The 14,015-nt window shown below is 64.6% G+C and carries 12 protein-coding genes; 5 read left to right on the plus strand and 7 right to left on the minus strand.

The annotated features are described in order from the left end of the window. Nucleotides 1–192: 192 nt before the first annotated feature. Nucleotides 193–855 (plus strand): macro domain-containing protein, encoded by a 663-nt coding sequence (locus HL666_RS17795; RefSeq protein ID WP_246741558.1) that lies wholly within the window; start codon nt 193–195, stop codon nt 853–855. Nucleotides 856–920: 65 nt separating this feature from the next. Here HL666_RS17795 and HL666_RS17800 read toward each other — a convergent pair whose 3' ends face one another. The 5 genes from HL666_RS17800 to HL666_RS17820 form a co-directional block, all read right to left on the minus strand. Next, a complete protein-coding gene (locus HL666_RS17800; protein ID WP_210261949.1) occupies nt 921–1,478 on the minus strand; it encodes a hypothetical protein in 558 nt (185 codons plus the stop codon). Between the two features lie 180 nt (nt 1,479–1,658). Then, a complete protein-coding gene (locus HL666_RS17805; protein WP_172182690.1) occupies nt 1,659–1,937 on the minus strand; it encodes a DUF7660 family protein in 279 nt (92 codons plus the stop codon). A 202-nt stretch (nt 1,938–2,139) separates the two neighbouring features. Further along, nucleotides 2,140–3,417, minus strand: a complete 1,278-nt coding sequence (gene frc / locus HL666_RS17810) for a formyl-CoA transferase (protein ID WP_006610672.1) — start codon at nt 3,415–3,417, stop codon at nt 2,140–2,142. A gap of 60 nt (nt 3,418–3,477) precedes the next feature. Further along, on the minus strand, nt 3,478–5,208 hold the full coding sequence (oxc, locus tag HL666_RS17815) for an oxalyl-CoA decarboxylase (protein ID WP_172182692.1): 1,731 nt from the start codon (nt 5,206–5,208) through the stop codon (nt 3,478–3,480). 60 nt (nt 5,209–5,268) lie between these two features. Continuing rightward, nucleotides 5,269–6,000 carry a GntR family transcriptional regulator gene (locus HL666_RS17820; protein WP_172114337.1) on the minus strand — a complete coding sequence of 244 codons (732 nt, stop codon included), beginning with the start codon at nt 5,998–6,000 and terminating at the stop codon, nt 5,269–5,271. A gap of 189 nt (nt 6,001–6,189) precedes the next feature. Here HL666_RS17820 and HL666_RS17825 point away from each other — a divergent pair, with 189 nt between their 5' ends. The 3 genes from HL666_RS17825 to HL666_RS17835 all read left to right on the plus strand — a co-directional run bounded on the left by HL666_RS17825 (nt 6,190) and on the right by HL666_RS17835 (nt 9,656). Then, nucleotides 6,190–8,331, plus strand: a complete 2,142-nt coding sequence (locus tag HL666_RS17825) for an acetate--CoA ligase family protein (RefSeq protein ID WP_172182694.1) — start codon at nt 6,190–6,192, stop codon at nt 8,329–8,331. Nucleotides 8,332–8,454: 123 nt separating this feature from the next. Next, on the plus strand, nt 8,455–9,300 hold the full coding sequence (locus tag HL666_RS17830) for an IclR family transcriptional regulator (protein WP_172182696.1): 846 nt from the start codon (nt 8,455–8,457) through the stop codon (nt 9,298–9,300). 119 nt (nt 9,301–9,419) lie between these two features. Next, nucleotides 9,420–9,656, plus strand: coding sequence for a hypothetical protein (locus HL666_RS17835; RefSeq protein WP_172182698.1), 237 nt, complete (start codon nt 9,420–9,422; stop codon nt 9,654–9,656). Between the two features lie 163 nt (nt 9,657–9,819). Here the strand turns inward: HL666_RS17835 and HL666_RS17840 are convergent, their stop codons facing one another. Both HL666_RS17840 and HL666_RS17845 read right to left on the minus strand, forming a co-directional pair. Beyond that, complete coding sequence (locus HL666_RS17840) at nt 9,820–10,098, minus strand: hypothetical protein (RefSeq protein WP_172182700.1); 279 nt, start codon at nt 10,096–10,098, stop codon at nt 9,820–9,822. Nucleotides 10,099–10,727: 629 nt separating this feature from the next. Further along, nucleotides 10,728–11,948 (minus strand): metalloprotease, encoded by a 1,221-nt coding sequence (locus tag HL666_RS17845; protein WP_172182702.1) that lies wholly within the window; start codon nt 11,946–11,948, stop codon nt 10,728–10,730. 198 nt (nt 11,949–12,146) lie between these two features. Here HL666_RS17845 and HL666_RS17850 point away from each other — a divergent pair, with 198 nt between their 5' ends. Continuing rightward, the gene (locus tag HL666_RS17850; RefSeq protein ID WP_172182712.1) at nt 12,147–13,949 is read left to right on the plus strand and encodes an adenine deaminase; all 1,803 of its coding nucleotides are present in this window, start codon (nt 12,147–12,149) and stop codon (nt 13,947–13,949) included. Nucleotides 13,950–14,015 lie beyond the last annotated feature (66 nt).

Here is a 14,015-nt window from a genome sequence, read left to right on the forward strand (position 1 = left end):
CGCGGTGACCTCGGTTCGATATCGTCTGCCGCGGCTTACTGGATGCTCCGCCTTCGCGGAGCATACCGCAGTGGAGACGGCTCAAGCTCAACCCGGAGTTTTGTGCACTGGCATCGTATTCCAGGCAGGGCTATCGCATATGGCGATGCGGAGCTGTACTGGCGAACGATCCTGCTCACTTGGTAATCCGTCATGCCCGGCCTTGTCCCGACTGCGCGGCCGAAGCCGCTTCTGCGCGGGGAAGGCCGTGTGCGTCGCCCTTTATCGGGCAAATCCATTCGGGATCGTGGTGAGAGACAATCTCGCCTTCGCCTACCGGGATGGCAAGATGCGCAGCATTCTTCTCGCGACGGAGTCCTGCAGCGACCTTTCCGATTTCACCGAGCTGAAGCGTTCATGATGAAGATCATCAAGGGAGATCTGATCAAGCTCGCGCTCGACGGGCATTTCGATGTGATCGTGCATGGCTGCAATTGCCAGTGCACGATGGGGGCGGGCATCGCGAAGACCATCAAAGAAGTCTTCCCCGAGGCCTATGCGGCCGATCTGTCGACGCCGAAAGGCAGCCGCGAGAAGCTCGGCTCCATATCGGCCGCGACCGTCACGCGCGCCGGCCAACAAATCACGATCGTCAACGGCTATACGCAATTCCACTGGCGCGGGGCTGGCGTTCTCGTCGACTACGCGGCCGTCAGGACGGTCATGAAGCAAGTGAAGCTCCGATTTGCCGAGCGCCGCATCGGCTATCCCAGGATCGGTGCCGGCTTGGCCAAGGGCGACTGGACACTGATCGCGCAGATCATCGATGCCGAACTCGAGGAGGAGGATCACACTCTGGTGGAATATCTCGCCTGAAAACGCTCGGTGGACTCGGCTCGATACCTCGCGCCAAGCCAGGCTTGTTGGGGCACTGCGGTTGCCTATCGAAACATCCAGAAATCGCCAACTGGTCCAGCCGGTTCTCTTTTGGGCGGCCCCAGCACGTCGCCCAGACCTGGGTTGCCCGGCTGCGCGATCGCGCAGACTCTGGTCTGCAAGGTCTCGGTTTTCTTGTGGCCAGCCTTGAGCATATCCGCGACGTCAGGCGGAATTCTGCAATCGGTCGAATGAGCTTCGACATATTCGATCATCTTGAGTTCGGCCTGAGAGAAACTGCGAATGAGTTCACAGGCGTCTTCCGGCGTTGCGCGGCGCTCGGCGGCGGCCTTGATCAGCCGGCCGCGCCGCTCTGCCTCTGCGCGCAAGGGAAAAAATCCGTTGCAGACATCCGAAGCGCCGTCGGCAACCGCTGGCGCGCTGTCGCCCTGCGGAGGGGGGGCGGTCTGCCCGGGCAGCGGCGCTGCAGATGCGCCCTGCGCGAAGGCGTGGCCAACGATCGGGGTCATCGCGGCTACGACGAGGCGTAAAATCAGGTGTCCTGCTGTCCGTGTGATCACGATCCGCGCTCCGTCCGCATTCACCTCAAAAGCTCCAGCCATTTGGCGCTATCCCGTTCGGCTTGTAAAGGCGCTGAGCAGACGACAGCTTTCCATCACCCGGGGGAGGTCTCAGGAGGCCAGCCCGTAGTAGCGCCGATAGCGGATTCGGTCCAGCACTGTCCCCGAATCCTGAGTGCTCTCCGATCTCGGGGCCCTCAGCCGTTCAAATGTTAGATGCAACTACTCGTAGTTCTTTCCTGCGATCAGGAAGTCAGCGAAGCGGCGCCAGAGATTGTTTGCGGCGAGCCCCTGCTCGACTCCGAAGTCGGTGGCTTCTGCCCAAGCGGCTGCAGCTTCGAGGTAGGTTTCGATTCTGATATTCTCCCAACCACCTGCATCGGGCCCCCAGGGTGAAGTCGGCTCCGCCTTCTCGCGCTTCATAGCAGACTCGCGGTCGGCCACCAGAGCGTGAACGAACGCCAGCAGTGAGCTGGCGTCTGTCACCGCTTCCAACTTCATCCTCAGTTGTTCGTCTGTGCTAGATCCCGACAAATCACCACCCGCATGTTCGAGTTCGGCCCGATTGCATTTGCACGTCATTCTTGGCCAGCAAAGCACCTGGCTCAATACGAAAAGCCGCCGGACGATGTCCGGCGGCTTGATGTCGAGAGGGCAGTTGCGGCGAAGCTTGTGCCGCGCCTTGTCTTGTCCGGCTCCAGCCTTACTCCGCCGCTTCCTTGCGCGGCGGATCGAGCGCGCCGGAGTCGTGGATCTCCGCGACCTGGTGGTCGCTGAAGCCGAGGACCTGGCGGAGGATCTCGTCGGTGTGCTCGCCGAGCAGCGGCGAGCGCGTGACGTCGGCCGGGCTGTCCGACAGCTTGATCGGGTTGCCGACCGAGAGATACTTGCCGCGGGTCGGGTGGTCGACCTCGACCAGCGTGCCGGTCTTGCGCAGCGACTCGTCCTCGGCGATCTCCTTCATCGACAGGATCGGGCCGCAGGGGATGTCGAACTCGTTCAGGATGTCCATGGCCTCGAACTTGGTCTTGGTCATGGTCCACTGCTCGATGCGGCCGAAGATCTCGTTCAGGCGCGGCAGGCGGGCGGCGGGCTTGGCGTAGTTCGGATCGGTCTTCCAGGTCGGTTCGCCGATGACGTCGCAGATCTTCTCCCAGACCGGGGCCTGGGTGATGAAGTAGATGTAGGCGTTCGGGTCGGTCTCCCAGCCCTTGCACTTCAGGATGCGGCCGGGCTGGCCGCCACCGGAATCGTTGCCGGCGCGCGGCACGGCGTCGCCGAACGGCACGCCCTCGCCGAACTGGCTGTATTCCTTCAGCGGGCCGTGGTCGAGGCGCTGCTGGTCGCGCAGCTTGACGCGGCAGAGGTTGAGCACGCCGTCCTGCATCGCGGCCGTGACGCGCTGGCCCTTGCCGGTGTGGGTGCGCTGATAGAGCGCGGTGACGATGCCGAGCGCCAGATGCAGGCCGGTGCCGGAATCGCCGATCTGCGCGCCGGTCACCAGCGGCAGGCCGTCACGGAAGCCGGTGGTCGAGGCGGCGCCGCCGGTGCACTGGGCGACGTTCTCGTAGACCTTGCAGTCCTCGTAGGGGCCGGGGCCAAAGCCCTTGATCGAGGCGACGATCATCTTGGGGTTGATCGCCTGGATCTTCTCCCAGGGGAAGCCCATGCGGTCGAGCACGCCGGGGCCGAAATTCTCGACCAGCACGTCGCACTTCTTGATCAGCTCGGTCAGGACTTCCTTGCCCTTCGGGTTCTTGGTGTCGAGGGTGATCGACCGCTTGTTGTGGTTCAGCATCGTGAAATAGAGGCTGTCCACGTTCGGAATGTCCTGCAGCTGGCCGCGGGTGATGTCACCCACGCCCGGACGCTCGACCTTGATCACGTCGGCGCCGAACCAGGCCAGCAGCTGGGTACAGGTCGGTCCGGACTGGACGTGGGTGAAGTCGAGAATGCGAACGCCCTCGAGCGCCTTGGTCATGTTGTTCCTCTCCGTATCGAATGGTCATCCCGCATCGGCGGGCAGGTGATGTGGGTGGCCTTACTTCTTCTTGGTCAGCACGCTCTGCGGATTGAGGTTGCCGATGCGGCCGCTCTCAGATCCCGCTGCGGGATCGATCACGGCATTGATCAGGGTCGGCTTGCCGGAATCCATCGCCTCGTTGACGGCGCGCTTCAGCTCGTCCGGCGAGGTCGCGTTGACGCCGACGCCGCCGAAGGCCTCCATCATCTTGTCGTAGCGCGCGCCCTTGACGAACACGGTGGTCGCCGGATCGGTGCCCGCCGCGTTCTGATCGGTGCCGCGATAGATGCCGTCATTGTTGAAGATGACGACGCAGATCGGCAGATTGTAGCGGCAGATGGTCTCGACTTCCATGCCGGAGAAGCCGAAGGCGCTATCGCCCTCGATCGCCAGCACCGGCTTACCGGTCTCGACGGCGGCGGCGATCGCCGAGCCCATGCCGATGCCCATCACGCCCCAGGTGCCGACGTCGAGCCGCTTGCGCGGCTGGTACATGTCGATCACGCCGCGGGCGAGGTCGAGCGTGTTGGCGCCCTCGTTGACGAGGATCGCGTCGGGGCGCTCCTTGATGATGGTGCGGAGCACGCCAAGCGCGCCGTGATAGTCCATCGGCGAGTTGTTGTTCATCAGCCGCGGCGCCATCTTGGCGACGTTGTCCTCGCGCTTCTTCTGCACCGCGCTCAGCCACTCGGCCGGCGCCTTGGTCCAGCTGCCGCCCATCGCGTCGGAGAAGGCCGTCACGACCGAGCCGATGTCGCCGACCACGGGGGCCGCGATCTCGACGTTGGAGTCCATCTCCTTCGGCTCGATGTCGACCTGGATGAACTTCTTCGGGGCATCGCCCCAGCTCTTGCCCTTGCCGTGCGACAGCAGCCAGTTGAGGCGGGCGCCGATCAGCATCACGACGTCGGAATCCTTCAGCACCGTCGAGCGCGCCGCGCCGGCGCACTGCGGATGCAGGTCGGGCAGGAGGCCCTTGGCCATGCTCATCGGCAGGAACGGCACGCCGCTCTTCTCGACGAAGGTCTTGATCGCCTCGTCGGCCTGGGCATAGGCCGCGCCCTTGCCGAGGATGATCAGCGGGCGTTTCGCGTTCTTCAACAGATCGAGCGCGCGCTTGACGGAGTCGGGGGAGGGGATCTGCGCCGGGGCCGGATCGATCACCTTGACAAGCGAGGCTGTGCCGGCCTGCGCGTTCATCACCTGGCCGAACAGCTTGGCCGGAAGATCGAGATAGACGCCACCGGGACGGCCGGAGACAGCGGCGCGGATCGCGCGGGCGAAGCCGATGCCGATGTCCTGGGCGTGCAGCACGCGGAACGCCGCCTTGCACAGCGGCTTGGCGATCGCGAGCTGATCCATCTCCTCATAGTCGCCCTGCTGCAGGTCGACGATCTCGCGCTCGGAGGAGCCCGAGACCAGGATCATCGGAAAGCAGTTGGTCGTGGCATGCGCCAGCGCCGTGAGACCGTTGAGGAAGCCCGGGGCCGAGACGGTGAGGCAGACGCCCGGCTTCTTGGTCAGGAAGCCGGCGATCGCGGCGGCGTAGCCGGCGTTCTGTTCATGACGGAAGGAGAGCACGCGGATGCCTTCAGCCTGCGCCATGCGGCCGAGGTCGGTGATCGGAATCCCCGGGACGTTGTAGATCGTGTCGATCCCGTTCAGCTTCATCGCGTCGATGACGAGATGGAAGCCGTCCGTGAGCTCCTCGTGGATGTCCGCCTCGGTCTTCATGGCAGTCTGCGGCATGCGCCTCTCTCCCTGGTCTTCGTCGAAGGCGCATTCCGCGTCTTCTTCTGTTTGAACTTGTTAGCTGAATAATTCCTGGCCGTGCGTCTCGACATAGGTCGCGAGGCCCAGCGTATGATCACGGGCGCGCTTCTCGGCGAGCTCGGTGTTGCGCTCCTCCAGCGCCTCGATGATCGCGAGGTGCTCGGGCAGGGAGGCTGCGATACGGTCGGTGCGGCCGATCGTGAGCTGGCGATAGCCGCGCACGTGGAGCAGGATGTCGTTGGTCATGTCGACCAGCACCGGCGATTCCGACAGCGAGATCAGCGCCTGATGAAACGCGATGTTCGCCTTGGAATATTCCTCGATGTGCTCCTGCGGCGGGCGGTCCTTGCCGAAATCCTTGAAGTAGTCGCGCAGCGCCGAGATGTCCTTCTTGCGCGCGATCGTCGTGATCATGCGCGCGGCCATGCTTTCCAGCGCTGCCCAGGCGCGGATCATGTCGACGATCTCGCTCTTCGTTCGACGTACGACGACGATGCCACGGCGCGGCACGGTCTTCACGAAGCCGTCCTGCTCGAGCATTGCGATGGCTTCGCGGATCGGCGTGCGGCTGACACCGAGGCGCTCGGAAAGAGCGCGCTCGTCGAGCATCACCGGCTCGGGCGAGGCGTAGATGTCCATCTTCAGAATGGCTTCTTTCAAGGCCTCATAGGCCTTATTCTTGAAGCTCGTCTCCGGGGCGATGCGAGCGATCGCGATGTCGGCCTCGGCCATGATGGGCAATGCCTTGTTTGTTTTCTCTGTCGACAAGACCGATCTCCTCTCCTTGGGAGATCCTTGTTTACAGCATTTTGCGTCCAAGATTTTTGGCATACCAGATGCCAGACTGTCAAGCTGCGTGCTTTTTCAGCGTTTCCACATCTTCGTGGCGCTTGACAAAATTGGCTTCTGGCATACCAAATGCCATAAAGACGACTAATCCCTCAGGAGGAAGCCCCAATGTCTGACGCCATCCCGAATGCCAAGGCCACGATCCGAGACGTCCTCGATCGCGTGAAGGCGGATAAACGCACCAGCCTCACCGCGCCCGAAGGCAAGATCGTGTGCGACGCCTACGGCATTCCGGTGCCGAAGGAGGGACTGGCGAAGTCCGCCGCCGAAGCGGCCAAGCTCGCGGGCGATATGGGTTTTCCGGTCGTGATGAAGATCGTCTCGCCGGACATCCTGCACAAGACGGAAGCCGGTGGCGTCATCATCGGCGTCAAGACGGCGGACGATGCAAAGGCGGCGTATGAGACCATTCTCGCGAATGCGAAGAAGTACAAGGCGGACGCCAAGATCGAAGGCATCCAGGTCCAGCAGATGCTGACCGGCGGTACCGAGGTGATCGTCGGTTCGATCACCGACGGCTCGTTCGGCAAGCTGGTGGCCTTCGGTCTCGGCGGCGTGCTGGTCGAGGTGCTGAAGGATGTGACATTCCGTCTCGCCCCCGCCACCAAGGACGATGCCCTGTCGATGCTCGACGGCATCCAGGCGCACGAGATGCTGAAGGGCGTGCGCGGTGGCGATGCCGTCAGCCGCGAGGCGCTGGCGGACGTCATCGTCAAGGTGTCGAAGCTGGTCAGCGATTTCCCTGAGATCGTCGAGCTCGACCTCAACCCGGTGTTCGCGACCAAGAACGGCGCCATCGCCGCCGACGTCCGCATCGTCGTCGATTTCGACTACAAGCCCCGTCCGGCGCCGCGCTCGAACGAGGAAATCGTCACCGCGATGAACCGCATCATGAAGCCTCAGGCGGTCGCCGTGATCGGCGCCTCCGCCGAGGACGGCAAGATCGGCAACTCCGTGATGAAGAACCTGATCAACGGCGGCTACAAGGGCCAGATCTATCCGATCCACCCCAAGGCCTCCGAGATTCTCGGCTACAAGGCCTATAAGAGCGTCAAGGACGTGCCGGGCGTGATCGACACCGCGGTGTTCGCGATCCCCGCCAAGTTCGTCGCCGGCGCGCTGACCGAATGCGGCGAGAAGCAGATCCCGGGCGCTGTGCTGATTCCGTCGGGCTTCGCCGAAGCCAACGAGCCGGAGCTGCAGGCCGAGATCGTCGAGATCGGCAAGAAGTACAATGTCCGCCTGATGGGGCCGAACATCTACGGCTTCTACTACACGCCGGCCAATCTCTGCGCGACCTTCTGCACCGCCTATGACGTCAAGGGCCACGCGGCGCTGTCGTCGCAGTCGGGCGGCATCGGCATGGCCATCATCGGCTTCTCGCGCTCGGCCAAGATGGGCGTCTCCGCGATCGTCGGCCTCGGCAACAAGTCTGACATCGACGAGGACGATCTGCTCGCCTTCTTCGAGCAGGATCCGAACACCAACCTGATCGCGCAGCACTGCGAGGACCTCAAGGACGGCCGCGCCTTCGCGGAAGCCGCCAAGCGCGTCTCCAAGAAGAAGCCGGTCATCGTGCTCAAGGCCGGCCGCACCTCGGCTGGCGCGAAGGCCGCCTCGTCGCACACCGGCGCGCTCGCCGGCAACGACAAGATCTATGAGGACGTGCTGAAGCAGTCCGGCGTCATCCGCGCCCGGAGCCTGCGCCAGCTGCTCGAATTCGCCCGCGGCGTGCCGGTGCTGCCGACGCCGAAGGGTGAGAACGTCCTCATCATCACCGGCGCCGGCGGTTCGGGCGTGCTCTTGTCCGACGCGGTCGTCGACAACGGCCTGTCGCTGATGAGCATGCCGCCGGATCTCGATGCCGCGTTCCGCAAGTTCATCCCGCCGTTCGGTGCCGCCGGCAACCCGGTCGACATCACCGGCGGCGAGCCGCCGATCACCTATGTGAACACGGTCAAGCTCGGCCTGTCGGACGAGCGCATCCATGCGCTGATCCTCGGCTACTGGCACACGATCGTGACCCCGCCGATGGTGTTCGCGCGCAACATGGTCGAGGTGAAGAAGGAGATGGAGGCCAAGGGCTTCGTCAAGCCGATGGTCGCCTCCCTTGCCGGCGACGTCGAAGTCGAGGAAGCCGCCGAATATCTCTACCAGAACGGCATCCCGGCCTACGCCTATTCCACCGAGCTGCCGGTCGAGGTGCTCGGTGCGAAGTACAAGTGGGCGCGCGGCGCGGGCCTGCTCTAAGTAATAGTGACGCGAATGCCGCTCCGGCCTGCCGGGGCGGCACTTTATTTGATAGCGTGACGAAGCAAGATCCGTCCGTCCTGCAACGACGCCACCGCTGATGGCGGTGCAGAGAGGCGCCACGTGATCCGTCGCAAGACGATCGAGCCACGCGCGGATGCCGCGGCCGAGCCCCGCGACGGCGGCGTGCAATCCGTCGGCCGCGCGCTACAGATCCTGGAAATTCTCGCCGAGGACGACGAAGGCTATCGCCTCAGCGATCTCGCCGTGCGCGCGGGCCTGTCGACATCCACCGTGCATCGATTGCTGACGACGCTGGAAAAGCGCCGCTTCGTGCAGTTCGACCGCATGGAGTCGAAATGGCATGTCGGCGCGCAGAGCTTCGCCGTCGGCGCGACCTTCACCCGCCGGCGCAATTTCGTGGCGCTCGCGATTCCCTATCTACGCAGGCTGCGCGACCAGTCGCGCGAAACCGCCAATCTCGCCGTTGTCGACGACGAATCGCTGATGGTGCTGATGCGGCTGGAGAGCCGCGAGATCATGCGCTCGCTGACCAAGGTCGGCGGCCGCCTGCCGATGGTCGCCTCCGGCATGGGCAAGGCCGTGCTCGCGACCTATTCCGACGACGACGTCAACGGCATCATTCACCGCCAGGGCATGCCGCGCCTAACCGAGAAATCCATCATCCGCGCCAGCGACCTGTTCCGCGAGCTCGAGAGCATCCGCCGCCAGGGCTACGCCGTCGACGACGAGGAGGCCAGGCTCGGCCTGCGCTGCATCGCCGCCGTCGTCCACGATTCCTGCCGCGAGCCGGTGGCGGCGATCTCGGTGTCGGGTTTGGCGAGCCGGCTGACGGAGGAGCGGGTGCTGGTGGTCGGCGGAATGGTGCGGGACATTGCGGCGGAGCTGACGGCGGCGCTGGGTGGGGTAGGGCCAGCCAGCGGCAATGGGGTTCGACAGACTGACTGACGACGACCCAGGACGTGGTGGCTAGTCTGCGCGATGATTTGCGCGACTGAGATGGCAGCTTGCGCAGTCCAGCCCTGTTACCGATATGAGGAGCCGGCGTCGTAGGGAGACGATCATTGATGTCCGACATCGTAACGCGGTTGCGCAGCCTCGCAAATGACATGACGGACTGGGATGGCTCCATCATGACCAATTGGGACAGATGGCGCGCGGAGTTTGCAAACGGGAACAAGGCATCGTGGCCGCGCGATGCATTCCAGGGCTTCTTGACTGACTACGCGGAAGCCATGACAGCCGCGGCTGACGAAATTGAGCGGCTGAGAACGGCAAACAAAGCGCCTCGGGCCTTGCTGTAGGGTGGACAAAGCAGCCGCCGCAGGCGGCAGCGTGCCCATCGTCCATCAGCGAACTCAGCGGCCAGACGGTGGGCACGGCGCCACGACGATATCGCGTGAGGAGGGGGCAGGACCGCGCCTTTGCCCACCGTACAAGGGCTGAGTGTCGCTCCCCAGATCCTTGTCAGCGCGACGCGGTCGGGCGCAGGAGCGAGTTCAATAGTGCTTCAACCGCCAGATCAAGTGTGTCATAGCAAGTGACGACGCCATCTGCGACGTGCAGGTGCTCCCAGCATCCGTCCGGCCTTGGATACAGGTAGCAGCAGTCTGGGAAGACAATGATGCCGTCAGCTTCCTGGGGCTCTCCGAAAGGCACAGCGATGCTGGCCCCCAGGGCCCAATCGCGCTTGGTCGCATTCAGATTGCCCAAACGCAGCCGCCGGATGGCTTCTTCCCTGTCCAAGGGACCTCCTTCGTCCGAAGCGAGCGGTGGATTAGGCCTCGTTCGAGCGAGGTGAAATCATCAGTGTCCGAGCCTGAGCGCCGATCCGTTGATCAAAGCTAGGCTCGGTTGCTCGGCTGCACAAGCCGCAATCAGACCGCTGACCTGTTTGGGCTTGCCCTTGCCTCTCAAGGAAATTTCGGTGCTCATAACTCCCCAAAAGGCCGACGGTCAAATGCACTGAAATTTCACCAAAATTCCGTCAATGAGATTCACCGAAATGCTTCATCCGACCGAGCTTGGCACCGGGGTGCCAGGCCCCGACGCTTCGACTGTAGAGCGAGCGGACCAGCATCGGATGGCGGATCAGCCGGACCAGGGGCGGTGAGGGCAGCGATGAGTCGGCGGGCATCTCGGCGCCGGCCGACGCAGCGAGCACCAGTTCCAACGCAGCAAGCGCCACGCCAGCGATGAAGCGGCGTCGAGAGAGATGGTCTGCGGTGAACCCTCCTGTGCGGCCGCCACGGCGGTCGCGGTCGCCGATTTGACGCGCAGTTTCTGCCGAACCCAGTCAGGTCAAGCGGATGCGGACTTCATCTCGCGGTGTGTCGCTGCGCAAGGCGTTGTCGGCTTTCGGCGAAACGCGTCGTTCACATTCCCCGCGTCGCCAGCATCGTCTTGATCACGGCAGCGTAAGCCGCGAACGTCAGGACATAGGCGGCCGCCAGCGCGACGCCGCCCCGGAGCGAGAGTGGCTTCAACTGGATCGCCTGATGGCCGCCCAGATAGCGCTGCAGCGCGAACAGCAGAAACGGAATGCCCATCAGCCAGGAGTGGAAATGCAGCGCCAGCGTGAGGCCAGCCACGACGCCGATCCAGCCGGCGAGCAGGGCGGCCTTCCGGCTCGCCGAGCCGATCAGCGCGTTGAGAACGAGGCCGCCGTCGAGCGGATAGATCGGCAGCAGGTTGGCCGCGTTGATCACCGCGAACATCTCCATCGCCAGGCGCAGGTCGGATTTGCCGGCCGGCATGATCGCAAATAGCGCGAGCGTCGGGATCAGGCTCATCGCCGGCCCCATCAGCGCAATGAAGCCGAGCCGGCCTTCGCTGCCATAGGCGGTCTTCGGCACGATGGCGCCGCCGAAGAAGGGGACGAGGTAGATGGCGTGGATGCCGACGCCGGCCATCAGCATCGCGGCGGCGTGGCCGGCCTCATGGATGGCGAGGACGATCGCCAGCAGCACCGCCTCCTTCAGGCTGAACATGTACCAGAAGCTGGCGAAGGCCAGCGCCGAGAGCACCAGACCATGATTGGCGAGGTCGGCGAGACGGCTGTGCGTGCCGGCCTCCCGCTCGCATTCGGCCTTGATCAGTTGCGTCAGCCTGCGCACGCTGAGCGGATAGATGATGCGGTCGCGAAAGCTGCGGATCGTCAGCTCGTTGAAGATGGTCAGCAGCGTCCCTTGCGCGGTGGCGGTGACGCTCACGCCCGCCTGCGCATCGCGTCCGCCCTCCGGCGGCACGCTCAGCTCATGCGCCACGTTCTGGGACCGGATGATCCCGTTGGCATCGTCGCGCTCGATCTCGCGGTAGACGCCTTGCGTTCGCGGCTGTCCGCTCACGGCGACGCGGCCGAGCCAGAGGTCGGGGCTTCCGGGCAGGGGTTCGCGGGTGATCTCAAGCACCGGTGGCCCGTTCAGCACCATCCGCTCGGCGACGTTGAAGCGCCACACCGCGTCGCGCGGGGCGTTGATCAGGATCTGGGCCTCGTAGCGCTGCCGTTGGCGGCCCCTGACGGCGTCGACCATCGCCTGCAGGACGCAGATGACGAGGCGCAGCAACTCGATCGGAACAGCCAGCAATCTGAGCAAGGGACCCTTCACAGGTGACGCATTCGTGATCTCTCGCCCCTAGGGTGCGCAGCCGATGTCGTCAAGATCAGGGACGGTGAAGGAGCCCCCCACTGCCCAAGGCGTAATCAAATCCGCCGCCCTATTTGGGCTTGCCGTCGCCTGCATCGCGCGCAACGATCGTGGCGGATCACCTGAACACGTCCAGCGAGTTGTGCCATGTCCAAACTCACCCGCTTCTCGGTCGCTCCTCTGCACAGCATGACGCGGCGGCTCGCCGATGTCGCGTCGGGCCGGGTCGCGCCCGATCTCGTCATCACCGGGGCGCGGGTGCTGTCGACCTATTCGGAACGTATTCTTCCGAGCCGCGAGCTCTGGATCACCGGCGGACGCGTCGCCGCGGTGAAGCCTGCGGGCGCGCACAAGGCGCTCGCGAGCGGCTTCGCGATCTACGACGCCGCAGGCGGCATCATCGCGCCCGGCCTCGTCGATCCGCACATCCATATCGAATCCTCGATGGTGACCGCCTGCGCCTATGCGGAAGCCGCACTGCTCAACGGCACCACGACGATCTTTTGCGACAGCCACGAGATCGGCAACGTGATGGATGTCGCCGGCGTCGAGGCGATGCTGGAGGATGCGCGGCAGGCGCCGCTGTCGATCTTCCTCACCGTGCCCTCGACGGTGCCGGCCACGTCGGCGGCGCTGGAGACCGCCGGCGGCGATCTCACGCCGGACAAGATCGCCGGCCTGTTCGATCGCTGGCCGGAGGCGGTGGCGCTCGGCGAGAAGATGGATTTCGTGCCGGTCTGCATGGGCGACGAGCGCAGCCATGCCATCCTCGCAGCCGCGCTGCAGCGCGGGCGGCCGGTGTCAGGCCATGTCTATGGCCGCGAGTTCGTCGCCGCCTATGCGGCGAGCGGCGTCACCGATACGCATGAGGCGATCGACCGCGACATCGCCGACGACCTGCTCGATGCCGGCGTCTGGATCTTCCTGCGCGGCGGTCCGCCGACGACGCCGTGGCACAGCCTGCCGCAGGCGATCCGCACCATCACCGAGCTCGGTGCGTCACACAAGCGCACGGCCGTCTGCACCGACGATCGCGACGCCGACGATCTCATGCTGTTTGGCCTCGACTGGGTGGTGCGCGAGGCGGTGAAGGCCGGGATGTCGCCAGAGCAGGCGTGGTCGATGGGCTCGCTGCACGGCGCGACGCGGTTCGCGATGGACGGCGAGATCGGCGGCCTCGGCGGCGGCCGCCGCGCCGATCTCGTGCTGCTCGACGACGGTCTCAAGCCGCAATCGACCTGGTATGGCGGCGAGCTCGTCGTCGACAAGGGCCGGATCACGCCGCGTCTCGATCAGGCGCTGTCGCAGCGCTATCAGTACCCGAAGGCGGCCTATGCCACGGTGAAGCTGCCGGCGCAGGTCAAGCTGACGCCGGAGCTGCCGACCAAGGCCTGCACCGTCAATGCGATCAAGACCGCGCTGCCGGGCATCACGCTGATCCATGAGAAGGTCGCGATCGAGCCGGCCAACGATTGGGAGACGCTGTTCGCGCGCCACGGCCTGTGCTTCGTCGCCGTGATCGAGCGTCACGGCAAGTCGGCCGGCAATGTTGCGCACGGCCTGCTGAAGGACTTCGGCCTCAAGCGCGGCGCCGTCGCTTCGAGCGTCGGCCATGACAGCCACAACATCATCGTCGCCGGCACCAATGAGGCGGACATGCAAACGGCCGTCGCCGCGATCGGCGCGCAGCAGGGCGGGGTGTGCGTCGTGGCCGACGGCAAGGTGGGGGCGATGGTTCCCTTGCCGATCGCCGGCCTGTTGTCGGACAAGCGCGTCACCGAGGTGGCCGAGGAGGTGAAGCTCCTCAAGAAAGAGTGGGCCGAGGCCGGTTGCACCATTCCCTACATGGGCTTCAATCTGATTCCTCTATCGGTCATTCCGGAAATTCGTATCACCGACAAGGGCCTCGTGCTGGTGCCGCAGATGGAGCTGGCGCCGCTGTTCGAGTAGCACGATCGCGTTGCAGAGTTGTTAGGACATGTCAGCTGTTTGCCGTCCTAACTAACTGAGGCTGCC

Origin of the sequence: Bradyrhizobium aeschynomenes (genome assembly GCF_013178945.1) — a bacterium.
Classification (GTDB): domain Bacteria; phylum Pseudomonadota; class Alphaproteobacteria; order Rhizobiales; family Xanthobacteraceae; genus Bradyrhizobium; species Bradyrhizobium aeschynomenes.